Consider the following 24,065-nt stretch of genomic DNA (forward strand, 5'->3'; position numbering starts at 1 on the left):
ATTTAGTAGTTTACATTTGAAACAAAGATAAAAGAGTGAGAAACATGAATTTACAAGTCGGGCTGATCAATATCTGATCGAAAAGACCTAAAAATTGAACTGTTTTGTTTATCATAAAAGTTTTTAGGAAAGTGTAGCAGGATCAACAATTGGACAAAGCTTTAACATGAATGATAGAAAAAATTCCCCTAATAAAATTGGTGGTGCTTCCGGCTTTCCGTCAATGTACGGTTGATGATGTTGATGATATTTTCAGCATGATGATTGATAAAGAAATGATTCCCTTCAAAATAATGAGCTTTAAAGTTTCCATCAGTATGTTTTTTCCAATCTGAGATATCTTGTTCATCCATTGAATCTTCCTTACCGTTGAGAACGGTTATGTCACATTCAATTTTGGCTGCTCTTTCTTGATAAATATAGTTTTCTACCATTTTGAAGTCGCTTTTCAGCAGAGGAATAAACAATTCAAACAGTTCTTCATTATTGATCAGCTCTTCCAGCGTTCCCCCAAGCTCTATGATTTTCTTCTTAAAAACATGATCTGGCAGGTCATGCAGCTTTACTTTTTTCCGTATTCGATTAGGCGCTCTATAGCCCGAGAAAAAAAGATGGGCCGGCATTTTTACATTCGCATTGCTCAATTGATAATAAAGTTCATACGCCAAAAGACTTCCCATGCTATGTCCGAAAACAGCATAATCATGATTTTTTACTGTGCCTTGGATCTGCTCAAAAATGTCTTGAACCGCTTCTTCCAAGCTTTCATAAAAAGGTTCATTAAAGCGTCTTCCCCGTCCTTTCAGCTGTATCGGATAAATGTCAATGTCCGGATGGACATCGTTTTTCCATGAATAAAATATCACTTCAGATCCTCCGGCATACGGCAAACAAAATAAGATCATTGTATCATTCACTCCATTTATATATGATTTAATGTGATATTTCAGTGCAGCGCTCACATATTCAACAATTAATCTATCGTGACGTCAGCTGGCTGTTTCAACTCTAAAAACTTCGGAAGGATGATCATGTAAAATACGCCGACAACAATGAGGCTGCCTCCGACGAGCCAATAAAGGCTTTCGAGTGCTATAAATGCGGGATAGAGCCCTGCAATGAAAAGGAGAGTCAGCGACTGTGACAGCATCATGAGCGGATTGACCCATCCCTGCACTCTTCCCATCATTTTCGGGTTTACGATACTTGGTATCCAACCGCCAATCGCAACATTGATACTGGGGAGTGAAAGGGCTATTAAGCATGAACTGACCATATACAGCCAAATATTGCTGACCAGGGCCCCCGAAATCGTGGCGCTTCCGGAAACAATCAGCGCCAAAATCAAAAGGTGATGGAGCTTTAATTTTTGAGAAAGTATGGATGCAGCGATGCTGCCCAGCAAGAACCCTGCACCGAACACGATGCCGAGCAGGATGGACATTTCTTCATAGTTTCGGGGAGCAAGCTTGTATTTTAAAATAAACACCTGCATGACCGAAAGCCCCCCATTTACTACTCCGAAAAGGCTGAATCCTGAAACGAGGGCCAGCAGTAATTTATGATTTAAAATATAGCTGAGGCCAAGTTTAAAATCTTTCCATACACTTCCTACATTCAATTGTCTAATTGAATGTTTTCCATTCGGCATTCGAACTTCCTTGGTGATCCGGCAGGCTTGAATAAGCAGGCCGCTAACGACAAAACTGGCTGCATCAACCATGACGGCGCCTTCTACTCCAAGTGTCCAATAACAAAATACGCCAAGCCCATTGCCGAACAGCATAAATAAGCTGGCCACCATTTGATTCAATCCGACAGCCACCGAGTAATCGCCTTCAGATAATATTCCTTGTATGAGAGACGTTTGGGCGGGGGTGAAAAAGCTTTTCACAGCGTTTCTTAAAAATAACACTGCAAATGTAAACGGCAGCCATTCAATATATAAAGAGAACAGTAATAATATTGATAATGCTGCACAAATCCAGTCGCAATTCTTGGCGATTTTCTGCCGATCAAACTTATCGGCGAAAACACCGACAAGAAAAAATACAGCCAATGCAGGCAAAGATAGCATCAGCTCTGTTGTCGTGGCATATGCAGGCTGCTCTGAAAAGCGATCAAGGAGATAAAACAGAAGTGCAGTTAGTCCAATAATTCCTCCCATTTGCGAAGTGAAAGATGCTAAAAAAAGCAGCGCATAATTTTTATTTTGAAAAATGGAAAACAGTTTTTGCATAGGGACCCCCTTATTTGTTTTTCAACATGCTATGTAGACACTTTTTCAGACAATCCGTTTCTGTTTGTTATTTCAAGAAAATGACGCCCGCTATTCTGTCACCTCCCCGCCTCTCATTTTTAATTTTTTCTGCTCCGCTTCTATTGTTTAATATTCGGCAGATGTCGTATTTTACATGTAGAATCTTGTATACCATGATGTTTTCTACACCTTATATTCCTCTTCAAAAATACAATTGTTCATCTAAAAAAGCGAAATTTACATATATCACCCCTCTAATTTACAATGTCTATAAAAAAATGAAAATAATTCTAAGGTTATAGGTTCGTTCTATTTCAACAATATCCTCTATTCATATTCAATTTTTTAGAAAATCTCCTTTCTCAAAAATAAATATTATATAAATAAAATGAAATTTAAATAAAAAACGCTTCCTGTATGCATGTCTGCCCCATCAGGTGCAACTGACAATTCCTCATACGGGAAGCATTTGAATCATATTCAATCTCTCATTTCACAGACTGGCTCATAAAGCCGTTGTCGAGCACTTCAATCAAAGACGAGGTTGTTTTGGCATGAGCTTTCGTACGCTCAACCAGTTTGATGATGTCTTTATAGGCTTGCTGTGAACCTAAAACCAATAAAGGGACTCCAAGCGGATCGATTTTCAGCCTCCTGGAAAACAAGCCTCCAAATGTCATAGCCAAAGGCACTGTGGGGGACGTGTTTGAAAAAATCACTTTCTCGTCCAGCATTTCATTTTTTTCAAACCGCTCAAGAACACACCGCATTGCCGGAATGACAGCTTTTGACGAACCTCTGCCGATGGTATACACCTCGCTGCCTTCTTCATCAAGGCCGTGAAAGATTAATTTCCCCATTTCTTTCGGGGTTAATCGATTAAAACAATCCGTGTTTAAAATTTCGTTTTTGGTCGGCTTTCTGCCGAACGGAAGTTTTTTAAGATGATAAGCGGCGGCCAGGGCAGATGAATGGGTGCCGCCATAACAGTTATAAATATAGATCAACATGCTCACCCTCCGCTTGACGTCTTGCCTTTAATGTGGCCCAAACATACATTTCTTATTTATATCTTTCTTCCAGCACTTCTTTAATCGCTGCGGCATAATCATAAAACAATTTATTATAGGAGCTTTCCCTCGTCCACAGTCCAAACCGCGAAAAAAAAGCCTCCCGTTGAGGAGTGCTGATCTCCAATTGAATGCTTAAACCTGTTTTGCATTTGTTATTCAGATTCTCCGGATCTGTTCCGGCAAATTTGTGGTTTTCCCCCACCAGTTCGACAGAAAAGCCATGTTCCTCCAACGCATCGGCAATTGCTTGGCCGCCCTCCCTGTCTGTTCCTCCTACAAGGGTATGCTCTTCTGTATCATCATATCCGTGAAAGGCTAAAACATAACGGTGTTCACTGACTTTTTCCAGCGCTGTCGGCTCATCGAAATGATTGCTCGTAACATGCAGATCCCAATTTTGCGCTGGTTTTATTCCTTCAAACAAATAGGTTGTATACTCATTGCTGAAGGCATGTACAAGTTCGCTGACTCCGCCTTCGATCCCGCCGCCGTGCGGGGATAAAATCAGCAGATCAGTTCCCATGTCTGTATACTCTATACGGTAATCCTCACCTTCTATTTCGTTTTCAGCAAGCTCTGCAAAGTTTGCGTACTTATCGAGAATTCCAGACGCTTGGCTATTCGTCGGGCATTGACAAATGACGGCTGTGCACACTCCCATTATCAACCATATGATGCATCGTTTTTTCATCAATTGGTTCCATTTTTCCTGCAACGTTAGAAACTCCTTCATTATTGTATTTTGTGCTGCGTTTTACTTCCTCTCAATTCGCCCTAAACAGAGATACTTTCGAAAAATTGGTAAATATTTACTTATAATGTTCGCTCATTTGCCATTTTATATAACGAGAACGACGGAATGAAAGCGACCTTTACCTTATTTTTCACGAGAGGTCCGTACGTGTTTCCTGAGGCACAGAATCTATTTTGGAGCGCAGTTTTTATATCGATCGCCTTACACTGTCCAGGTGCCTTTAGATCACCGGGAGGATAAAGTTTGAAGAGGGCATTCGTTTCCTATTTTCAAGGGGGATAAAGTCTTCCTGCTTTTATATGATATATTGCATCACCCATTTTAGCTGAACAAGGATAATCTTAATAAAAAAAACAGACTTGCCTCAGGCAAATCTGTTCCCTTAAAGTATAATCGGAGCTCCAGCTCTCAATAAACTGCCATTCTGTATTTTATCGACAACCCTATTTTTTATGAAAGGCGTTTCGGCCGGCTTTTTCAATGAGAGCCGGAAACAGCTGGTAGAGTTTGCTGATGCCGTTCATCCAGCCCGGCAGATTGATTTCGCGCTTGTTCGTCATCATAATCGAAACGATTTTCCCGGCCACTTGATCAGGGTCAAGCATCCACTTGCCGACGCTTTTCACGTACTCTCCTTTTCGATCAGCTCTTTTGAAAAACTCGGTTTTGATCGGTCCCGGATTCACCGTTGTCACGTAGACCCCTGTTTCTGAAAGCTCCATTCTGAGACTGTTGGAATAGCCGAGCACCGCATGTTTTGTCGCAGTGTAAAGGCTTGACTTCGGTGTTGCAATTTTACCGGCCTGTGAAGCGATGTTGATAATATGGCCGCTGTTTTGCGCGATCATATGAGGGAGCGCCATCTTCGTGCAAGCGATCAAGCCAAAGACATTGACTTCAAACATCGATTTCATATCTTCAAGAGACGCTTCGAGGGCAGGTTCGAAAATGCCGAAACCCGCATTATTGACAAGAATGTCAATCGGCCCGATCGTTTGAAACACCGCTTCAATTTCATCCGTCCTGCTGACATCTAAAACGATCGTTCGGCACTTTGCATCAAGTTCATCAGACATTCTTTGCTTCAATGCATCAAGGCGTTCTTCTCTGCGCGCCGCCAGAATCACTTCTGCTCCTTCCCTGGCGGAATAATAAGCGATCCGCTCACCAAGACCGCCGGAGGCGCCTGTAATCAGAATCCTTTTGTCTTTTAAACTTCTTCCCATTTTCTTCACCTACTTTGTACAATAATAAAGGATACCGTCTTTTTCATTGCTAGTCATGCGGCCGCGCGATTCCAAATCATCGAGCTGCCCGACCGTTTCAGACATTGTTAAAAACAGCTCTTTCTCATAGACGGCGGGAAACAGCTTTCGGCATAGTTCAAATGCGGTTTGCGGACTTTCAGCAAGCAGCCGGTACACCTCTTCCGCCCTGTTTTGCTGTTTTTCCAGCCGTCTTGCAATAAGCTCTTGAATAGCGGTTATTTTTTCGCCGTGCCCCGGAAACATAACCCGTACAGGAAGCTCAAGCAGCCGTTTAAGCGAGGCCACATAATCCAGGAGCGGAGCCTGACGTTTTTCACTTGTTTGGGGCATTTCCAATAAAGGATTGGAAGAAGACGGCTTTAACAGCAAATCTCCGCCGATCATGCTTCCGTTTCCCTCATGCAAGAGGACAATATGGGAAGATGCATGACCTGGTGTTTCCAAGACCCGCCACCCTTCAAGCCCATCAATCTGAGACCCTTCTAAAATGGTTTCCGTCAATGACCGCTGACAGGAAAACCGGTATGATCGCTTCACTGTAAGACTTAGTAAACCCATGTCGACAGGTACGCCGAGCTGTTTAAATAAATATGTAAAAAAGGACTGCTGGTTTTCGATAAAAACGGGATTTTTGCTGATATACGGTTCATTGAACGGATGGCCGATAATCTTTACGCCGTCAGGAAATTCATCCAGCAGTCCGACGTGGTCTGCGTGATGATGGGTCAGGACCACCTGGTCGATGTCGCTTAATGTGAACCCCAGCCCGCTAAGCCTGTTCTTTAAAACATCGGCAGCTTCCTTTGTTTTCGGACCTGCATCAATCAATGTCAGCGCCTCTCCTTTTATCAAATAAATGTTGACGTCTCCGACTGCAAAAGGAGTCGGCAGCGAAATGGGTATGATCCTTTCATCTGTTATCATATTCTTCTCCTCATTCCTCGCAAATTGATGTTGATCATATTTTACCTTTTTCTCCCGCGTGTGTCATTTTTGCTTCAAATGCCTGTTGACATATGCTCTTCCCTCATAGCATAATGAACAACAAACATATGATGCTAAAATGACAGAAGACGCAATGAAGAGGAATAGTAAACAGGCAATGGCTGAAAGAGAGTGAAATTCCCGGCTGAAAGATTTCACAGCCCGCTTTCCTGTTGAACCTGCCCTCAGAGCGCTTAGGCAAACCTAAACGTTTCCCGCGTTATGGGACAAGAGCTGAGCATGGATATGCTAATTTAGGTGGTACCGCGAAACCTTTTCGTCCTTTAAGAAGACGGAGAGGTTTTTTGTTTGGCAGAAGGAGGAAACAAGATGAAGCGAATTGGATTTATCGGAGCAGGTTCGATGACCGAAGCGATGATCAAAGGACTTGTCAAAAAGGGTTCGGTTGAACCGGGACAGATTGCCGCTACAAATCATTCAAACAGCGCCCGGTTAGAGAAGCTTGAGAAGACATACGGGATTCGCGGCGAATCAGATACAGCAAAAATCATCGATTTTTCGGATACAGTTGTTTTAGCAATGAAACCGAAGGATGCTGCAAACGGCATTGCCGGCATCAGGCCTTACTTAAAAGAAGGACAGCTTTTGATCTCGATTCTTGCCGGCATTCCGATTCATACCATACAGCATTATGCAGGACAGGAACTGCCGATTGTCAGAGCGATGCCAAATACATCGGCATCCATTCAAAAATCAGCTACTGCTTTCGCAGTCAGTCCGCTCGTCTCAAAGGAACAGATTCGGGAAGCAGCCGATCTTTTTGCAGCGATCGGCAGTGTGACAATTGTTGAAGAGGCCGCTCTCGATGCGGTAACAGCCATTGCAGGAAGCGGTCCAGCTTTTGTTTATCGTTTTGTTGAAGCAATGGAAGCAGCTGCGCGGGAATTGGACCTTGATGAACAGACAGCTAAAAAGCTTATCATCGATATGATGACAGGAGCGGCCAAAATGCTGGAAACCGGAAGAGACCCTTCTTTAATGCGAAGGGACATCACCAGCCCAGGGGGTACGACAGAAGCCGGCATTCAAATTCTTGATGAGCTTCAATTTGAAGAAACCGTGATATCATGCGTGAAAGAAGCGGCTCATCGCTCTGCTGAAATCAGGGAGCAGTTTGCGGTGAAAATATAAAAAAAGCCGGAACAATTTTGATCTTGTTCCGGTTTTTTTATGTTCTTTTGGGATAAAGACATATTCGCCCGATCACTGCAGCAATTTGCGAATCGCAAGCTGGAGCAAATCAGGCAGCTGCCCGAATGAAAAAGACATATGGAGCCGCTCTGTCCATTTATGCGGATCTTTGCCGGCGGGGCCGATATTGATGACCGGCACAAACAGCGCGTTCTTCCGTCCGGAAGGCAGTGAATAGCCTTGATTAAACAGCGGCATGTTGGCTGTAAAGGCGTCAACCGACTGTTTTTGCAGCTGGAGATAGCTTAAATCCGAGAGTCCGGGAAAATATTGAACTTCTTTAAATTCAAGCCCGTACCGTTGAGCCGCATATTCTGCAACATCGCCGATCACCGCACGGATGAGCGGGTCATCTTTTGAAGAAACGGCAGGATAAAACGGCGGGCTGTAAAACAAAACGATCAACGGTGCATCTTCCTTGCAGAGCGAGGCTAGTTCAGAAACGATTTTCGTTGAAAAATCCCGGTCTCCAAGCTCCCCTCTGTTGGCGAATGCAAAATTAAGAATGCGCTCCGTCTCAGCCTTGCCGGCTTTTTTTTCGGCCCTGTTCCACAGCTCCTCAAATGTCAGCACAGTGACGCGGCGCTCAATTGGCGTAAATGAGTCAAACCGCTGATAATCGAGTGTTTTATGTTCAATATTCGTTTTGATGTTGATGGCCGCTTTTTTAGCGGTGTCCAACAACATCTTATGAAGCTCCCCAGGCGACCGTTTCATCGTCAGCACATTGAACAGCGACACAGCCGTATGCGGAGTCTGTACAGAGTAGGCCTCCTTCAAATCTTTTTGCATCAGATTGACCGGAGGAGGTGTAACTTCTCCGTCTGCTTCTTCGCAATATCCGGCATTTAATTCAAGAAGCCGGTTAATTTCAGATACCATTAAATTTGCATTTAATCCTGAAAACGGTTCGCCCACATGGGTTTCAATTCCTTTGCAGAAAAAACCGGCCAGCACTTTGCCGATGCTTCCTGAATATACGTACTGCTTCTGATCTCCCGGATATTTTTCAAACATCGGCTCGCAGTTTAAACAAGATGTATAGTGAAGCTCAAACTCTTTTTCCCATGCTTTCAGCACTGGCACCGCCTCAAGCATCCCCTGTGAATTGACCTCTTCATCGGGAACTGATATTAGAAGAAGATTTCCGTCAAATTCTCCGTTCATGGCCCGTTCAAGCATGGAAAACTGAACCGTGAGGCCGGCTTTCATGTCCATGCTTCCTCTTCCAAACAGCCAATCGCCGCTCTCCAAATCTTTTTTGGCTCGCTCTGGCAGCAATTCTTTTTTTTCAGCCAATGAATCCATTAACTCCACCGGCTTGCATGCCATATGTTTGAATTCCCCGTAGTCTGCCGTATCGACGACATCAAAATGGCTCAGCAAGAGCACTGTATTTTGTTTCGCCTCTTTTTTGACAAGAGCGGTCAAAAAAGAGCGGCCGTCTTTCATCGGATGAAGTTTTAAATGCTCAGGATGTTTTTGAAAGTAAGTACAATCCTTTAATAAATAGTACATATACTCCGCAAGCGCTACTTCCCCGACTGTGCCTGATATGCTTTCATATTGAATGAGAGAAATTAACAGCTGCTTTAATTCTTCTTCTGTCTGCCACTTCACGAAGCAAGCCCCCCTCGTTCCCTGTGATGTATTCCATATCATATTTTGCCAAAAATAGAATATGAATGGTTTTATTGTACTGAAGATTCTTTCTTTTGAGAATGACTTGAGCAGTTTATATGACGAGAATGGTCATAATTGGTATAATCGATTCGAAAACTTACGGGAGGCGAAAGAGATTGAGCAATCGAAAACTATTTTCACCATGGAGTTTAAAAGGAGTTACACTAAAAAACCGGATCGTGATGTCGCCAATGTGTATGTATTCCTCCCACGAAAAGGATGGAAAAGTGCAGCCGTTCCATATGACGCACTACATATCACGCGCTATCGGACAAGTCGGGCTGATCATGGTTGAAGCCACCGCTGTCACGCCTGAAGGAAGAATTTCCGATCAGGATCTGGGGATCTGGGATGACGGACATATTGAAGGCCTGGCCGCTTTAACATCGCAAATTAAGCCTTACGGCAGCAAAACGGCGATTCAATTGGCCCACGCCGGAAGAAAAGCCGAAGTGGAAGGCGCAATCTACGGCCCTTCAGCAATTCCTTTTGACGAAAACGCGAGGACGCCAGTTGAAATGACATTAGAAGACATACAAGATACTGTTCAGGCATTCAAAAAAGGTGCTGAACGGGCGAAAAAAGCAGGCTTTGATATCATCGAAATTCACGGAGCGCATGGATATTTGATCAACGAATTTTTATCCCCGCTTTCCAACCGGCGCGAAGATGAATACGGCGGTTCACCGGAAAACCGCTACCGCCTGCTCCGCGAAGTGATTGACACGGTAAAAGAAGTCTGGGACGGGCCTTTATTCGTGCGGGTTTCAGCTTCTGACTATCAAACAAACGGCCTTGATGTTGCCGACTATGTCGGTTTCGGCAAATGGATGAAAGAACAAGGCGTTGATTTGATCGATGTCAGCTCCGGTGCAGTTGTGCCTGCAGACATCAATGTGTTTCCGGGATACCAAGTCGGCTTCGCCGATACGATCCGCGCACAAGCCGACATTCAAACAGGCGCGGTCGGATTAATCACGAACGGATTGCAGGCTGAAGAAATCCTTCAAAATGGACGGGCAGACCTCATATTTGTAGCAAGAGAGCTGCTAAGAGATCCGTATTGGCCAAAAACGGCCGCCAAACAGCTGAATACAGAAATCGAAGGGCCTGTTCAGTACAGCAGAGCCTGGTAGTTTTCCTTTTCAAATATCCCGTCTGCTGACGGGATATTTTCTTTTTTTATCTTGAGAGAAACGATTTGCCTTATTTATGCGTCTTCCCTAATAGAACACCATATACAGAGAGAGGATGACCTCCATGAATCCAGCTTTAATGGAAAGAACATATACAGTTGAAGGGTGTACATTTTATACAAAACATAGAAAAGGAAACAAGTGCGCAACGATTATCTTTGAAGCAGGCTATGGTTTCTCTTCAGATACGTGGCAGCCCATTTTACCTGATATAGACGAAGATCTCGGCCTTTTTTCATATGATCGTGCCGGGCTCGGAAACAGCGGGCCGAGCGGTAAAAAAAGAACGGCGGATCAAATGGTCAAGGAATTAAAAGCGCTCCTGGAAGCAGCTGACATAACCCCCCCTTACTTGTTTGTCGCCCATTCGTTCGGCGCCGTCATTGCAAGGCTGTTTGCAAGCCGATACCATGATGACATCATCGGCATGGTGCTGCTTGATCCCGCTTGTGAAGATCAGGAGCAGAAAGTGCTGCCGCTCCTGCCGGAAAAAGCGCAGGAGGATTATTACAAACAGTTTTCTCTCGAAGCTTCGCATGAAGAATTTAAGCAAAGCCTGAAAAGGCTGAAGCAAGAGGAAAAGCACCTAGGCGCCGCTCCTTTGCTTGTCCTCTCGGCAGGGAGACGGTCGGCAGCAATGAAAAACGCCCATCATGAATGGCTGAAGCTGCACAGCAGACTGCTGTCGCTTTCTCATCAAAGCGGCTGGATTCAGGCGAAAAACAGCTCACATTTGATCCACTTTGACGAACCTCATATCGTGCAGCTCGCGATTTATGATGTGTGGTATGCTGCACAGCAGCACAGGTTTGTCTATCAAACAGCCAACTAAAATAAAAAAAGCCAGCAGATTGTCGACTGCCGGCTTTTTTATTATTTGGTTTCACGATGAATCGTGTATTTTTTCAGACGCGGAGAATATTTTTTCAATTCAAGCCGGTCTGGGTTCGTGCGCTTATTCTTTGTCGTAATATAATTACGATCTCCTGTTTCAGTACATGCCAATGTAATTTTAACTCTCATGCTGATCCTCCTCAATAAAGCGTAATCATTACGTTTTATTATACAGGACCATAGCACATTGTCAACAAAAAAAAGCTTCTTATATTCCTCGAACGGAACAAGAAGCTTCTTTCACCGCTTATCTTCTTTTCACTTCATACTCATAAAAATCATAGGCTGCCGTACTGTTTGGAAAAATCTCTTTTGCTTCATTGCTTAATTCATTCACGCTTTCTCCCTGGTACCTTGCACTGATATGAGTCAAAATCAGCTTTTGGACACAGGCTTCTTTAGCCGTTTCGGCCGCCTGCTCCGCTGTGCTGTGAAAATAATCGCCAGCAAGCTCCCGATCGCCCTTGGCAAATGTCGCTTCATGCACAAGGACATCTGCTTCTTCCGCCAGCACTTTGACATTCTCACATTGCTTCGTATCTCCGGAAAAGGCAACAACACGTCCCTTTTTCGGCGGACCGATAAAATCTGAACCGTTAATCGTCCGGCCGTCTTCCAATGTCACCGTTTCGCCGTCTTTCAGCTTTTGATAAACCGGGCCTGGAGAAACCCCAATCTCTTTTAGTGCATCAGCATGAAGAGCGCCGGGAATATCCTTTTCCTGCACCCGATAGCCAAAAGCCGATATTCCATGTGACACGGGTTTAGCCGTTACGATAAACTGATCATCTTCAAAGACTGTTCCCTCTTCAATCTCCTCAATGGCCAATGGATAAGTGACATGTGTTCCCGTCAAATCAAGCGCCGTTTCAAGATATGTTTTGATTCCTTTCGGCCCATAGACGGTCAGACGGCTTTCCCCTCCTTGAAAAGAGCGGCTGCTGACCAGTCCCGGAAGCCCGTACACATGGTCGCCGTGAAGATGGGTGATGAAGATTTTCTCAATTTTCCTCGGTTTAATGGATGTATGTAATATTTGATGCTGTGTGGCTTCCCCGCAGTCAAACAGCCAAACAGACCGTCTTTCCTCTAAAAGCTTCAGTGCGACAGATGTAACATTCCTCGTTTTTGCAGGAATACCTGCCCCCGTTCCTAAAAATAATAATTCCAATATCCTTTCCTCCTGTAGCTGATCAAACATCTTACTACAAGCATACAGGAAGTCTGAAAAAAAAGAAATGCAGGCCTTTCAGAGCAGTATTCAATCCCAGCTTAAGTCAAATGCCCCGTCTATTTTCGGTAATCTTTTCATATGAAATAATCTCAAATGTTTGCTTTAAAGGACTATTAGCTTTAAAATGAAGAAAATAAACTTATGCTCGAATAAAGTGAGGTACGTTTAGTTGAGAAAAGATCAAATGGAACCAAAAGCAGTTATCGTTATATTTGGCGCAACAGGGGATTTGGCAAAACGAAAACTATATCCATCAATCCACAGGCTTTACGAAAATGATCAAATCGGCAATGAATTCGCTGTCGTCGGAGTGGGAAGACGGCCTTGGACAAATGAAGATTTTCGCGATACCGTCCAACAATCGATTTCAAAGTTTCCGTTAAACGAGAAGGATGTGGATGAGTTTACATCTCACTTTTACTACCATCCTTTCGATGTGACTAATCCAGGTTCTTATCAAGAATTGAACGGACTTTTGGAAAAACTTGAAAGTACATATCATATCCCGAATAATCGGATGTTTTATTTGGCGATGGCTCCTGAATTCTTCGGGACAATTGCTAAGTTTTTAAAGTCGGAAGGCGTCACTTCCACAAGCGGCTGGTCAAGGCTTGTCATTGAAAAGCCGTTCGGCCATGATCTGCCAAGTGCAAAGGCACTGAACCAAGAAATTCGCGAAGCCTTCACAGAAAATCAGATTTATCGAATTGACCACTACTTAGGCAAGCAAATGGTTCAAAACATCGAAGTCATCCGCTTTGCCAACGCGATTTTCGAGCCGCTTTGGACAAACCGCTATATCTCGAATATTCAAATTACATCAAGCGAAGATTTAGGTGTTGAAGACCGGGCGAGATACTATGAAAAATCAGGTGCGCTTAGGGACATGGTCCAAAACCATATCCTGCAGATGGTGGCGCTGCTTGCGATGGAGCCGCCGATCAAACTGAACACCGAAGAAATCCGCAGCGAAAAAGTAAAGGTGCTTAGAGCCCTCCGCCCTATTCAAAAGGATGAGGTTGACCAATATTTCGTGCGCGGACAGTACGATGCAGGGGTTATGGATGAAAAACAAGTTCCCGCCTATCGCGATGAACAAAATGTCGCCGAGGATTCAAATACGGAAACCTTTGTTGCCGGAAAGCTGCTGATTGACAACTTCCGTTGGGCAGGAGTGCCGTTCTATATCCGGACAGGAAAACGCATGAAGAAAAAATCAACGCAAATCGTCGTGCAGTTTAAAGACATTCCGATGAATCTCTACTACGGAAACGGCAATACGATGCATCCTAACCTTTTGGTGATTCATATCCAGCCGGATGAAGGCATCACTCTTCATTTAAATGCGAGAAAGCTTGGAGGCGGCACATTTGCTCAGCCGATTAAGCTGGACTACTGCCATAACTGCGGAGACGGAATCAACACGCCTGAAGCTTATGAAAAGCTGATTTTGGACTGTTTGCACGGTGATGCAACGAACTTTGCACATTGGGATGAAGTCGCCCTCTCCTGGAGCTTTGTTGATGCGATTTCGCAAAATTGGGAGCGGCATAAAACACTCTCCCCTAACTATGAAGCAGGTTCCATGGGGCCTAAAGCTTCTGACGATCTTCTAGCAAAAGACGGCTTTCAGTGGTGGCCGCTTTAATCTCAAAAACAGCCTTCAAAGAAATTTCTTTGAAGGCTGTTTTTATTTATGCTTTTAAAGCCGAGATTTCTTCCGGGCGGCTTCTGTCCCGCTTCCACATCAGCTGAAGCACGAACAGAAGAACGAACATCCCGAGTCCAATTATATCCGTGTATCCTTCAGGATAAATCAGCAAGAGACCGCTAAGAGCCGCCAGTATTCTTTCAAACCAAAACACTTTTCTCATCCAGAAACCGATCATCCCCGCCCCGATGGCGATCATTCCCGACAATGCGGTAAAGATCACCCAGATGATTTCGTACCAGTGCGCATCTATCATGAGCAGCTCCGGAGACAAAACGAAAATATACGGGATGATGAAGGCAGCAATGGCCAGCTTGGCAGAATTGATTCCCGTCCTGATCGGCTCTCCTCCTGCAACACCTGCAGCGGCAAAAGCAGCCAAGGCAACAGGCGGGGTGATATCTGCCACAATTCCAAAATAAAACACAAACAAGTGGGCCGAAAGATCCGGCACATTCAGCAAGATCAGCGCAGGCGCGGCAATCGTCGATGTGATGACATAGTTCGCCGTCGTCGGCGATCCCATTCCGAGAATCAGAGCGGCAATCATCGTCAAGAAAAGCGAAGGCAGTAAAGCGCCGCCCGCCAAATCCAACAGTCCGTTAGCCAGCTTAAGCCCAAGCCCTGTCTTTGTTACGACGCCGACGATGATGCCGGCCGCAGCGGTTGCCGCCGCAACCGAAAGCGCCATTCTCGCCCCTTCTGCCAAAGCGAGCACAATCCCTTTGAGCCCCAGTCTTGTTTCTTTGTTGAAAAAGCCGACAATAATGGCCAAAACGATGGAATACAGCGCGGCATGCATGACGATGACTCCCGACATTAACAGCAAAACGACTGAAATGATCGGAAGCAAAAGATAAATCTTTTTGAATACTTCCTTCCGATTCGGCATCTCTTCTTTCGAAAGTCCCCTTAATCCGAGACGCTTTGCTTCAAAATGCGTCATAATCCAGATTCCTGTAAAGTAAAGGACGGCCGGAATCATCGCCGCTTTTGCAATGTCCCAATACGTAATCCCGCCGCCGATGAATTCCACCATTAAAAAGGCGGCCGCACCCATAATCGGCGGCATCAGCTGTCCGCCTGTTGAAGCGGACGCTTCGACGGCACCGGCAAATTCCTTTTTATAGCCCAGTTTTTTCATCATCGGAATCGTAAACGATCCGGAAGTCACCACATTGGCAACAGAGCTGCCGCTGATCGTTCCTTGCAGAGCGCTGGAAAAGATCGCCACCTTTGCAGGCCCCCCGGTGCTCCGTCCGGCGATGGCAACGGCAAGATCATTAAAATATTGTCCCACACCGGTTCTCACAAGAAAAGCGCCGAACAAAATAAACAGAAAGATGAAGGTCGAGGAGACAGCAAGCGGAGTTCCCAAAATACCTTCTGTCGTAAAATACATCGTCTGCACGAGCCTTTCCAGTGAAAGGCCGTTGTGAGACAGAAAGCCGGGCAGATAAGCGCCGTATAGTCCATAAAGAAGGAACAAGCCGGCTATGATCGTAATCGGCAGGCCGACCGCTCTTCTTGTCGCTTCCAATACAAGCAGGACAGCCAGCAGACCGACATAAAAGTCATTAGTTGTAATCAGGCCGATCCCGCCTGCAATCGTTTCATAATTGATGACCCAGTAAGCGCCGACGCCAGCCCCTAAAACGGCTAATATCACATCATACCAGGCCACTTTAAACTTTCCGGTTTTTCGCAGGCTCTTTGTCGCCGGAAACAATAAAAAGATCAGACCGAGCGCAAATCCTAAATGAACGGACCTTTGGATTTGTGCCGGTAAAACTCCGAAAATGGCTGTATATAATTGAAACAATGAAAAAGCGAGCAGCCCTATAAACGCAATAACCCCGGCAAATCCCTTCAGCTTTCTCGTCCCTGCCTCTGGATCGTATTTTTCCAGAAGCTCCTGCTGCTCTTTTTCCGAAAATTCGAGACCGTGTTCCTTTTGCTCAGCCATCTATCTTCACTCCCCTCAATTGTTGCAAGACATTGATTTTTAGCACGGACATCCTTGTCCAAGACCCAGGGCGGATATACCGCTTTAATTCATATACGTCGCCGTTGTATCTGATTCGGTGGTTCGCCCTTACTCTTCCGATTCTCATATCGATATATGGAAACGTCCGCTTCATATTGGAAATGGTATATATGCCATCTTTGATGACGAGCTGTTCCCCTTCTTCTGCGTTTGCCGGCATTCCGACTGCCGGATCATGGTAGCTCAGAGCCGTTTGCTTAATCATCTGATTTTCCCACACGTACGATTCGATCACTTTTGTCTTATGGATAGAATGCGTATAGATCACATCAAAGTTTTTCTTCTTTTGGAGGGGAAGAAAAGCGATAACATCACCGCTGTCTTCTTTCATGAACACAACGGCCGGTTGATAAGGGATCAGACACGCCGCAAACAACATGATGATCAACACTAAAGCACACAGCCATTTCACCAGTTTAGATTTTCCCATTTTTTCCATATCCCCTGCCGAACAGAAAAACGATAGACCGAAGTTTTCTGGCAACGGTCTATCGATTTCCGGGCTTATTCATCAGTCAAAACGGTCCACGGTTTACGATTTTTTTATCCCTTTTTCTTTGTAATACTTGGCGGCTCCCGGATGAATGTCGATATCGCCCAATCCTTCAAGAGCTGTTTCAGGTTTAATAAATTCGCCTTTTGCATGATTGATTTTATCAGCTTCAAACAGCCCTTTTGTCATCTTATAGACCGTGTCTTCATCCAGCTTGTCGGTTGCAACAAGCATCGCTTTGACCGCCACTGTGCTGATATCTTTGTCAATGCCGTAAGTTCCGCTTTTGATCGTATCCTGAGCGTAAAACGGGTACTTTTCCATCAGCTCTTTCTGTTTGTCTTCTTCAATGCTTAAGATCTTGATTTTATTTTGTGCAGAAAGCCCCTCAACAGCGCCAGTAGGCGTTCCGGCTGTAATGAAGGCAGCATCGATCGCACCTGATTGAATGCCGTCAGTTGATTCTTCAAACGATAGATTTTGCGGTTTGATGTCGTCAAAGCTGAGCCCGTGAACCTCCAAAATTTGCTTGGCATTGATATTAACCCCTGCTCCGGCAGCGCCCACGGAAACCGTTTTCCCTTTTAATTCTTCAATCGAGTTAATCCCGCTTTTTTCCGTTGTCACAATCTGCACCGTTTCAGGATACAAAGCGGCGATTGCCTTGATTCCGTCAATTTTTTCTTTGAACATCTCCTTGCCTTCGATGGCATAAGTTGCAATATCGGTCTGAGAAAAAGCGACTTCAGCTTCTCCTTTTTGAAGAGTGGCCATATTTTCGGCCGAAGCCCCGGTTGTCTGCGTCGTAAATTGGTCGCCTGTCGCATCTTCCCAAAGATTCGCAAACTGGCCGCCAAGCGGGTAATATGTACCGCCAGTTCCGCCTGTAAGCAGACTGTAGTTTCCTGATCCTTTTGACGCAGAACCGCCGTCCTTATCACTTGATGCATTGTTGCTTCCGCACGCAGCCATCCCCATGACGAGAGTCAGCATCAATGCCATCCCTGATAAGCCTTTCCACTTTTTCATTCATTTTCCCCCTTTTCTTGTTGGACAAATAACAATTCTATCGTACCATGAAAAATGTATGAATTGTCAATATATTCTTTCATTTCTAATTGTTTAGTTAATTTTATGTGTGTCCGGTTCTTAATATGCCATGCCCTCGGAAAATCCGTTCACCGGGCTATGCTCGTCCACCAGCTGCAAAGTCGATGATTGTAACACAAAGGAAAAAACGAGAACCTGATCAAGTGGCACCTTCTGAGCAACACAAGGGGGACACGAAAAATGGCAATACGACGGGGATAAAAGGAGGAGTGAATTGAAGTCAACGCCTGCTGCTGCACGAGCTGGATCAACCGGACGTATACCAGCTGGTCCCCTCCCATAGTCGAATGTTAACTCACGCTGCGGGGTATATTGAGTGCTTTGTTACTCGGACGAAATGACATGACGAAGTCTCCGATCATTGGCTTTGAAAAAAGTCGAAGTGGGAAATGACACGATTGTCAACAACTCAACATAAAGAAGCACGCCAAAAATGAGCATCCGCCTCCAAAAAAGAGGAAGATGCTCATTCAGAACATGATCACTTTGAGTGTGACATAAATGAAAAGTGCATTAAAAAATTTTTTGCATTTCGCATGGTAAATAAAAAAAGTTTTTAATCTCACTCAAAAGAGCAATGAAAATATCAAACATTTTTCAAGAATGGTAAATCACTTAAAAATGAATACTCGTCCCAACCTTATTTTCAATAGCCTTTTGGTAAAAATATTTAGCTACCACAATATCCACAACAGCTAATCCAACTGATTTAAACACAGTGATTTCTTGATCACTGACTCTTCCGTTGCATTCTCCGCTTACAATTTGCCCAAGCTCTCCATAGATGTCGCTAGGCTTAAAAACGCCTTCGCTTATCGGAACTTGTAAATCACCAGTCTCTTCTAATGCTGCTTCTCTGGATTCCACTACGATTTTATCGGCTAGAGACATGACATGAGATGGTAACTCTTGCATTGCTGGTCTAAATGAACCTACTGCATTGACATGGACCCCCTGTTTTAATCGCTCTGAAAAAACCGGTGTTGAAGAGTTAGTTGTCGTTACAATAATGTCAGCTTCGCGTACTGCTTCATTTGGATCTGAATAGACTCGTACTCGTTTATTAAATTTCTTTTTAATATATTCATTAAATTCTTGAGCTTTTTGTTCTGTTCGGTTATAAAGTAAAACCTCTTCAATGTCTCGAACAGAAAGTACAGCTTCAACCAGACCTTTTGCTTGCTCTCCTGTACCGATAATACATAACTTTTTTGAATCTTGACGGGATAAATATTTCGTTGCTACACCTGATAAGGCGCCTGTTCTCATCATCGTTAAATAAGAGCCTTCCAAAAGAGCGATTGGTTCTCCTGTTTTGAAGTCTGACAGCATCACAACACCATTTATGGTTTTCTTCCCTAAGTTCTTATTATGAGGAGCTACGGTTACTACTTTTAATCCAAGGGTCCCGAGCTCTTCAGCCACAGAAGGCATGACTAATGCAGTATTTTGACCACGATCAAACTGTAATGCGGCGCGAATCGGTGTAATTGTTCTTTCTTCTGAAAATTCTTTCAATGCGACAGCAGCGCATTCAATGATCTCATTCATATTGACTAAACTTTTTTGTTCATCAGTGTTTAAGATTAACATGCTTTTTCATCCTTTCCTGCAGACATCATAGATATATCTGGATTTTCCTAATATATTTTGTGTATTCATTACGATCACTGCTTTACATTGAGATTGAATCTGTTATACCGGAGTGGTTCAATTGGAATCGATGTATCATGTTCATTGATCATTTCTGAAATTACTTTACCTGTAATCGCCGCTAAACTTATGCCATCCCCTTCATGTCCCGCTGCTATATAAAACCCCGGCACCTTTTCAACATGTGAAATGATGGGAAGGTGGTCAGCAGTCCACGGCCGTAATCCTGCGTATGTTCTTATCACCGTCATATCGGCAATTTTAGGGTAAAAACGCACAGCTCTTTTTGCGATACATTTCATTACTTCATGATTCACTTTTGTGTCATATCCATTAAATTGACGACTGCTGCCAATTAAAAAGTTTTGGCTTTCGGTAGGCTCGAAAACCAATGCAACTCCGTATTGATCAGTTAATGGATCTACTTTCCTCTCCCCGCCAAATTTTGAAATGAGGTAGCCAAATTCCATGACATTTCTTAATCCAACAGGCTGTTGTCTAGACGCAACAATGATCTGACCTTTACGCGGTTTTATTGGAATGTCTATATCTAACATCTCTCCAATAAACGGAGCCCATACCCCGCATGCATTGACAACCTTATTCGCTGTAAAGGTTCCGTTATTTGTCTCAATGACAAATTGATTGACTTGATTTTTATAAAGATGTTTCACTTCCGTATTCGTATGTATTTTCGCACCCAATTGTTTGGCACGATGAATCATCGAATATGTGAGCATATAGGGATTGACGATAGAATCAGTCCTGCACTCAAGCCCGCCTGGGAGATCGTCTGAAAAATAAGCAGATTCATTGCGCAGGTCTTCCCGATCCAATATTCGAAAATCCAGGCCTGCATCTTGTTGTTGCTGTCCCCATTTTTGTGCAGCTTCCATTTCCGTTTCGTTTTCACAAACTAAAACACTGCCAGGGTTCCGATATTCAAATGGGATATCAAGCTCCTGACTTAATTCATGCACCAATTGTTGGCTTTGCAGAGCCATTTGACTATCAAAGCCTGGATCTTTATCCACTGCTAAAATATTTCCATCGCATTTAGAGGATGTTCCACTCGCCAATTCATGCTTTTCGAGAACCGTTATATCTAAACCGGATGTTGAGCAATAGTAAGCGATCGATGAACCGATAATTCCCCCTCCGATGACAACAACATCGCGATGAAATGTGCTATTCATGTTACTCCCCCTCGTATGTTCAATCAACTGGACTTTCTTTTATTAGATTGATAAGCTTCCCATTGCTGCAAGATTTTCTTTCTTCCTACCTCTATTTCCGGATGGAATTGTATATATGCGCTATTCCTGATCTGTTCGGTCATTTTAATAGAATCTTGAATCTTCATATCCAACCCTTTCATTCCGGAACGGCGCGCAATTGATAAACCTGCCGTTTTCCCCTGTCCAGCAGCAACCTTTGCTCCTTCAATACCCGTAATGTTTCCTGCAACATACAGTCCTTCTAGAGGGGTTTCCATCCGTTCATTATGTAAAGGAACATAGCCTCCCAATTCTTCCACTAAATAAAATGGACAGCCTGCAACTGCTGCTAATTCAGCTAATGGGTATAAACCTCCGGCAATACAAACGAAATCCACTTGAATCTGTTCCTCACTGCCATAAACGACTTCTCCATCAGCATTAATGGTTGCTAATGTAACGCCTTCCACTTCATTCTCACCATAAATTTCGATGACGGCTTTTCGAAGTTGAATGGGAATACCCCACATCTTCACCCCTTTTTTAGGGTATAACTGAACGCCCAGTTTTTTCATAAAATCATTCTTCATGAATTTGCTGCCATACCGAACAAATGGAGACGGAGCCATATGGGATACATGAAGAAGTGAATCCACTACTTCTCTTGGTTGACCAGCACCCTTTGTCATACGGTTCATCTTTGGTAAAGTAAGACAAGCTATTTCTACGCCAGCTAGTTGTAATTCCATCGCAATAGCAGCCGAGAGAACATTCACACCGATCATCACCCCACGTTCTCCGGGTTTGACCCGATGAACATTTGTCATCACCTGTGCGGCGCCAACCGACATAACGCCGGGTAATGTCCAACCAGGTACAGGTAGAGGAGATTCGGCCGCACCGGTTGCTAATAACAAATGATTGGTATAAAATGTTTGTTTTTCTGTATAAACAACCCATCGCCCATTTGATTTTTCGATATGATTTACCGCTATATTTAAATGAAACTTCACGCCAAGCTTCACTGCTTTTTCATACAATGTAGTTGATTCTTTAATCCCATTCCACCAGGACCCATTCGGTTCTTCATAAAGCTGTCCGAGCAACCTGCCGCCAGCTCTCATATATTCATCAATGACGACAACATCTATTCCATTTTCTGCACAAGCCACTGCCGCTGTTAAACCTGCAGGTCCGGCGCCTATAATAATCGCATTATCCATTTTCCAGTCCTCCATCTTCTTTACTGGCTGGTTGTAGTTGGCCGCTACTTTCGACAACCATTCCCTCTTTAAGAGGTGTAAGACATGCCCGTATACCCTGTTGACCATCTACCGACACTCTACACTCATAACAATGGCCAATATTACAATAAATACCTCTTGGCGACCCGCTCTTTTCATGGTATCGAAGCGTGCGAATTCCATTGGCTAAAAGTGCCGCAGCCAATGATTCATTTTCCAGCCCTTTATAGACCTTATGATTAAATGTGAAGGAAACATAATGATCATCCTCAATTTTTCCGAGTATAGGGTGGTCTAAGATTCTGCGCGTCATTGATCTTCCCCTCCTAAATTTTTGAAGCTAACCGGTCGTATGGGCGGCTGATATTTCAATGATACACATGTCGGATTTGGCTCATTCGCTGCCGCCGCTATTTGATCTACAATATTCCGGCATGATCTTCCGCCACAATAGCCCATGCCTGCCCTAGTACGAAGCTTTAATTCCCGAGCCGAACATTTATACCTGGCAGCTGTATTCTCCAATTCCTTATAACTCACTTCTTCACACCTGCATATGATCATTTCATCTTCTTTCACTGGAAACACCTCAATTTCTACTTTATGAATACGGGATGAAACTGAAATGATAGTTAGACAGTTACAATGTTAAAGGAACCTTATCAGGAAACTTCTTCATTCCCTATATCAAGCTTTCTTTCTTCTGATTTATTCAAAATAGCGATAATCATACCGATAACAGCTCCAATCAGTCCAGTTATGATCCATCCCGCCCCAATATTAAACAGTGGAATGAAGGAAAAAGAATGACTAATAAAATCAGCAAACACATTTGCTTCTTTTAAAGCATCTAACAGTGCGACAAATCCACTGCCAATAATTGAACCTATATATACGGATTGAAAACCTTTAAATAGATTATTGATAAAGGAAAGAATAATTAACGTAATCGCTATTGGATATAAAAGAAGCAGAATTGGCGACGCTAACTCAAGTATTGTATTCAAACCAAAATTGGTAATGATTAAACTAATAACTGCTAATAGTATGACCCATTTTTTATAAGAAATATTTGGATAGATTCTATTAAAATATTCTGCTACTGATGATAAGCACGCTATGTTTGTTGTGATTCCGGTTAAAAATATAACAGTACCTATCAAGAATATTCCGACATATCCAAATAAATGGATAGCACTTTTTCCTAACACTTCTCCGCCATTGCTCGCATATCCAATGGCATCAACACTCGATGCTCCTATCCAAGCTAAAGATAACTGCAAGAGCACCAAACCAACTACAGTTATCATTCCTGCTTTCATAAAAACAATGGATATTTCTTTTTTCCCTTCAACTCCCACATTTTTAATCGACTTGATAAAAATTCCTCCGAATGTAAACGCGGCAAGAACATCCATTGTATAATATCCTTGAACAAACCCTTTAAAAAACGTATCTTGTGTATACGGTTCTCTGGGTTCACCAAAGCTCCCCATTGGGGTCATAAATGACTTAACGATTAAGATCATTAAAAGCGTAACAAATATAGGCGTTATCATTTTACCCAACCTATCTACAAACTTACTTGGGTTAAGAGAAAGTAAAACAGTCATTAGAATAAAGAGAAAAGAAAACAGAAATAAGAAAACATGATTTGACTGAGTCATCTCAGTGATGATTGGATCTACCGATATTTCATAAACGACTGATGTCGTTCTTGGAATGACGTAGATTGGTCCTAAAGTTAAAAAAAGGGCGATCGAAAATAACATACCGAACTTTGGATGTACTCTTGCAGCAAGGTTCTCTACCGTACCTCCCGATATGGCTAATGCGATAATGGCTAATAAGACAAGTCCGACACCTGTGACCAAAAATCCTGACATCGCAATCCACGTGTTCGTTCCTGCAAGTTGACCGACCATTGGTGCAAATATGGTGTTACCAGCCCCGAGAAACATCGCCAATAACATAAGACCGACAGCAATAAGTTTTCCTGCCGACAAAGTATTTTTCATTTAAAGTCCCCCTT

The 24,065-nt window shown here is 43.6% G+C and carries 22 protein-coding genes and 1 other annotated feature; of the genes, 4 read left to right on the forward strand and 18 right to left on the reverse strand.

Translation table 11 applies throughout. The features are described from left to right. Positions 1-188 precede the first annotated feature (188 nt). The 6 genes from BTA30_RS13080 to BTA30_RS13105 all read right to left on the reverse strand — a co-directional run bounded on the left by BTA30_RS13080 (position 189) and on the right by BTA30_RS13105 (position 6,276). Positions 189-905, reverse strand: coding sequence for a thioesterase II family protein (locus BTA30_RS13080; protein WP_076761759.1), 717 nt, complete (start codon positions 903-905; stop codon positions 189-191). Positions 906-973: 68 nt separating this feature from the next. Further along, positions 974-2,239, reverse strand: a complete 1,266-nt coding sequence (locus BTA30_RS13085) for an MFS transporter (protein ID WP_076761760.1) — start codon at positions 2,237-2,239, stop codon at positions 974-976. Between the two features lie 509 nt (positions 2,240-2,748). Next, complete coding sequence (locus BTA30_RS13090; RefSeq protein WP_076761947.1) at positions 2,749-3,267, reverse strand: DUF3189 family protein; 519 nt, start codon at positions 3,265-3,267, stop codon at positions 2,749-2,751. Positions 3,268-3,322: 55 nt separating this feature from the next. After that, positions 3,323-4,048, reverse strand: a complete 726-nt coding sequence (locus tag BTA30_RS13095) for a poly-gamma-glutamate hydrolase family protein (RefSeq protein WP_083696921.1) — start codon at positions 4,046-4,048, stop codon at positions 3,323-3,325. Between the two features lie 482 nt (positions 4,049-4,530). Next, on the reverse strand, positions 4,531-5,313 hold the full coding sequence (locus tag BTA30_RS13100; RefSeq protein WP_076761761.1) for an SDR family NAD(P)-dependent oxidoreductase: 783 nt from the start codon (positions 5,311-5,313) through the stop codon (positions 4,531-4,533). A 9-nt stretch (positions 5,314-5,322) separates the two neighbouring features. Continuing rightward, the gene (locus BTA30_RS13105) at positions 5,323-6,276 is read right to left on the reverse strand and encodes an MBL fold metallo-hydrolase (protein ID WP_094777336.1); all 954 of its coding nucleotides are present in this window, start codon (positions 6,274-6,276) and stop codon (positions 5,323-5,325) included. A 148-nt stretch (positions 6,277-6,424) separates the two neighbouring features. Beyond that, positions 6,425-6,627, forward strand: a binding site (T-box leader). 42 nt (positions 6,628-6,669) lie between these two features. On the opposite strand from BTA30_RS13105, the gene proC reads away from it, so the two are divergent. Beyond that, positions 6,670-7,491 (forward strand): pyrroline-5-carboxylate reductase, encoded by an 822-nt coding sequence (gene proC / locus BTA30_RS13110; RefSeq protein ID WP_076761763.1) that lies wholly within the window; start codon positions 6,670-6,672, stop codon positions 7,489-7,491. A 72-nt stretch (positions 7,492-7,563) separates the two neighbouring features. On the opposite strand, the gene BTA30_RS13115 is transcribed toward proC, so the two are convergent. After that, positions 7,564-9,171 carry a M20/M25/M40 family metallo-hydrolase gene (locus tag BTA30_RS13115; RefSeq protein WP_076761764.1) on the reverse strand — a complete coding sequence of 536 codons (1,608 nt, stop codon included), beginning with the start codon at positions 9,169-9,171 and terminating at the stop codon, positions 7,564-7,566. A 128-nt stretch (positions 9,172-9,299) separates the two neighbouring features. Between BTA30_RS13115 and namA the strand changes: the two genes are divergently transcribed. After that, complete coding sequence (gene namA / locus BTA30_RS13120) at positions 9,300-10,370, forward strand: NADPH dehydrogenase NamA (protein WP_094777337.1); 1,071 nt, start codon at positions 9,300-9,302, stop codon at positions 10,368-10,370. 124 nt (positions 10,371-10,494) lie between these two features. Next, complete coding sequence (locus tag BTA30_RS13125) at positions 10,495-11,262, forward strand: alpha/beta fold hydrolase (RefSeq protein WP_076761766.1); 768 nt, start codon at positions 10,495-10,497, stop codon at positions 11,260-11,262. 41 nt (positions 11,263-11,303) lie between these two features. Here the strand turns inward: BTA30_RS13125 and rpmG are convergent, their stop codons facing one another. Continuing rightward, positions 11,304-11,453 carry a 50S ribosomal protein L33 gene (gene rpmG / locus BTA30_RS13130; protein WP_046132377.1) on the reverse strand — a complete coding sequence of 50 codons (150 nt, stop codon included), beginning with the start codon at positions 11,451-11,453 and terminating at the stop codon, positions 11,304-11,306. A 118-nt stretch (positions 11,454-11,571) separates the two neighbouring features. Then, positions 11,572-12,495, reverse strand: coding sequence for a ribonuclease Z (rnz, locus tag BTA30_RS13135; RefSeq protein WP_076761767.1), 924 nt, complete (start codon positions 12,493-12,495; stop codon positions 11,572-11,574). Between the two features lie 247 nt (positions 12,496-12,742). On the opposite strand from rnz, the gene zwf reads away from it, so the two are divergent. Further along, complete coding sequence (gene zwf, locus BTA30_RS13140) at positions 12,743-14,206, forward strand: glucose-6-phosphate dehydrogenase (protein ID WP_076761949.1); 1,464 nt, start codon at positions 12,743-12,745, stop codon at positions 14,204-14,206. A gap of 46 nt (positions 14,207-14,252) precedes the next feature. On the opposite strand, the gene BTA30_RS13145 is transcribed toward zwf, so the two are convergent. The 9 genes from BTA30_RS13145 to brnQ form a co-directional block, all read right to left on the reverse strand. Beyond that, positions 14,253-16,235, reverse strand: a complete 1,983-nt coding sequence (locus BTA30_RS13145) for a TRAP transporter permease (RefSeq protein WP_076761768.1) — start codon at positions 16,233-16,235, stop codon at positions 14,253-14,255. Further along, a complete protein-coding gene (locus BTA30_RS13150) occupies positions 16,228-16,746 on the reverse strand; it encodes a DUF1850 domain-containing protein (protein ID WP_076761769.1) in 519 nt (172 codons plus the stop codon). Before BTA30_RS13150 ends, BTA30_RS13145 begins: the two co-directional genes overlap by 8 nt. A gap of 102 nt (positions 16,747-16,848) precedes the next feature. Next, positions 16,849-17,838, reverse strand: a complete 990-nt coding sequence (locus BTA30_RS13155; RefSeq protein ID WP_076761770.1) for a TAXI family TRAP transporter solute-binding subunit — start codon at positions 17,836-17,838, stop codon at positions 16,849-16,851. Between the two features lie 696 nt (positions 17,839-18,534). After that, the gene (locus BTA30_RS13160) at positions 18,535-19,512 is read right to left on the reverse strand and encodes an ornithine cyclodeaminase family protein (RefSeq protein ID WP_076761771.1); all 978 of its coding nucleotides are present in this window, start codon (positions 19,510-19,512) and stop codon (positions 18,535-18,537) included. Positions 19,513-19,586: 74 nt separating this feature from the next. Then, on the reverse strand, positions 19,587-20,768 hold the full coding sequence (locus BTA30_RS13165) for an NAD(P)/FAD-dependent oxidoreductase (RefSeq protein WP_076761772.1): 1,182 nt from the start codon (positions 20,766-20,768) through the stop codon (positions 19,587-19,589). A gap of 23 nt (positions 20,769-20,791) precedes the next feature. Beyond that, positions 20,792-22,012, reverse strand: coding sequence for an NAD(P)/FAD-dependent oxidoreductase (locus tag BTA30_RS13170; protein WP_083696920.1), 1,221 nt, complete (start codon positions 22,010-22,012; stop codon positions 20,792-20,794). Further along, on the reverse strand, positions 22,005-22,346 hold the full coding sequence (locus BTA30_RS13175) for a (2Fe-2S)-binding protein (protein ID WP_076761774.1): 342 nt from the start codon (positions 22,344-22,346) through the stop codon (positions 22,005-22,007). Before BTA30_RS13175 ends, BTA30_RS13170 begins: the two co-directional genes overlap by 8 nt. Continuing rightward, positions 22,343-22,597 carry a (2Fe-2S)-binding protein gene (locus BTA30_RS13180; protein WP_076761950.1) on the reverse strand — a complete coding sequence of 85 codons (255 nt, stop codon included), beginning with the start codon at positions 22,595-22,597 and terminating at the stop codon, positions 22,343-22,345. Before BTA30_RS13180 ends, BTA30_RS13175 begins: the two co-directional genes overlap by 4 nt. A 98-nt stretch (positions 22,598-22,695) precedes the next feature. Beyond that, the gene (gene brnQ / locus BTA30_RS13185) at positions 22,696-24,051 is read right to left on the reverse strand and encodes a branched-chain amino acid transport system II carrier protein (RefSeq protein ID WP_076761775.1); all 1,356 of its coding nucleotides are present in this window, start codon (positions 24,049-24,051) and stop codon (positions 22,696-22,698) included. Positions 24,052-24,065 lie beyond the last annotated feature (14 nt).

It is taken from the genome of Bacillus swezeyi, assembly GCF_001969815.1.
Lineage (GTDB): Bacteria > Bacillota > Bacilli > Bacillales > Bacillaceae > Bacillus > Bacillus swezeyi.

Bases quoted from the DNA above. Each gene is read 5' to 3' on its own strand.
- BTA30_RS13080 (WP_076761759.1), bottom strand. From the start codon at position 905: ATGATCTTATTTTGTTTGCCGTATGCCGGAGGATCTGAAGTGATATTT.
- BTA30_RS13085 (WP_076761760.1), bottom strand. From the start codon at position 2,239: ATGCAAAAACTGTTTTCCATTTTTCAAAATAAAAATTATGCGCTGCTT.
- BTA30_RS13100 (WP_076761761.1), bottom strand. From the start codon at position 5,313: ATGGGAAGAAGTTTAAAAGACAAAAGGATTCTGATTACAGGCGCCTCC.
- proC (WP_076761763.1), top strand. From the start codon at position 6,670: ATGAAGCGAATTGGATTTATCGGAGCAGGTTCGATGACCGAAGCGATG.
- namA (WP_094777337.1), top strand. From the start codon at position 9,300: ATGGTCATAATTGGTATAATCGATTCGAAAACTTACGGGAGGCGAAAG.
- BTA30_RS13125 (WP_076761766.1), top strand. From the start codon at position 10,495: ATGAATCCAGCTTTAATGGAAAGAACATATACAGTTGAAGGGTGTACA.
- rpmG (WP_046132377.1), bottom strand. From the start codon at position 11,453: ATGAGAGTTAAAATTACATTGGCATGTACTGAAACAGGAGATCGTAAT.
- zwf (WP_076761949.1), top strand. From the start codon at position 12,743: ATGGAACCAAAAGCAGTTATCGTTATATTTGGCGCAACAGGGGATTTG.
- BTA30_RS13145 (WP_076761768.1), bottom strand. From the start codon at position 16,235: ATGGCTGAGCAAAAGGAACACGGTCTCGAATTTTCGGAAAAAGAGCAG.
- BTA30_RS13150 (WP_076761769.1), bottom strand. From the start codon at position 16,746: ATGGGAAAATCTAAACTGGTGAAATGGCTGTGTGCTTTAGTGTTGATC.
- BTA30_RS13155 (WP_076761770.1), bottom strand. From the start codon at position 17,838: ATGAAAAAGTGGAAAGGCTTATCAGGGATGGCATTGATGCTGACTCTC.
- BTA30_RS13160 (WP_076761771.1), bottom strand. From the start codon at position 19,512: ATGTTAATCTTAAACACTGATGAACAAAAAAGTTTAGTCAATATGAAT.
- BTA30_RS13165 (WP_076761772.1), bottom strand. From the start codon at position 20,768: ATGAATAGCACATTTCATCGCGATGTTGTTGTCATCGGAGGGGGAATT.
- BTA30_RS13170 (WP_083696920.1), bottom strand. From the start codon at position 22,012: ATGGATAATGCGATTATTATAGGCGCCGGACCTGCAGGTTTAACAGCG.
- BTA30_RS13175 (WP_076761774.1), bottom strand. From the start codon at position 22,346: ATGACGCGCAGAATCTTAGACCACCCTATACTCGGAAAAATTGAGGAT.
- BTA30_RS13180 (WP_076761950.1), bottom strand. From the start codon at position 22,597: ATGATCATATGCAGGTGTGAAGAAGTGAGTTATAAGGAATTGGAGAAT.
- brnQ (WP_076761775.1), bottom strand. From the start codon at position 24,051: ATGAAAAATACTTTGTCGGCAGGAAAACTTATTGCTGTCGGTCTTATG.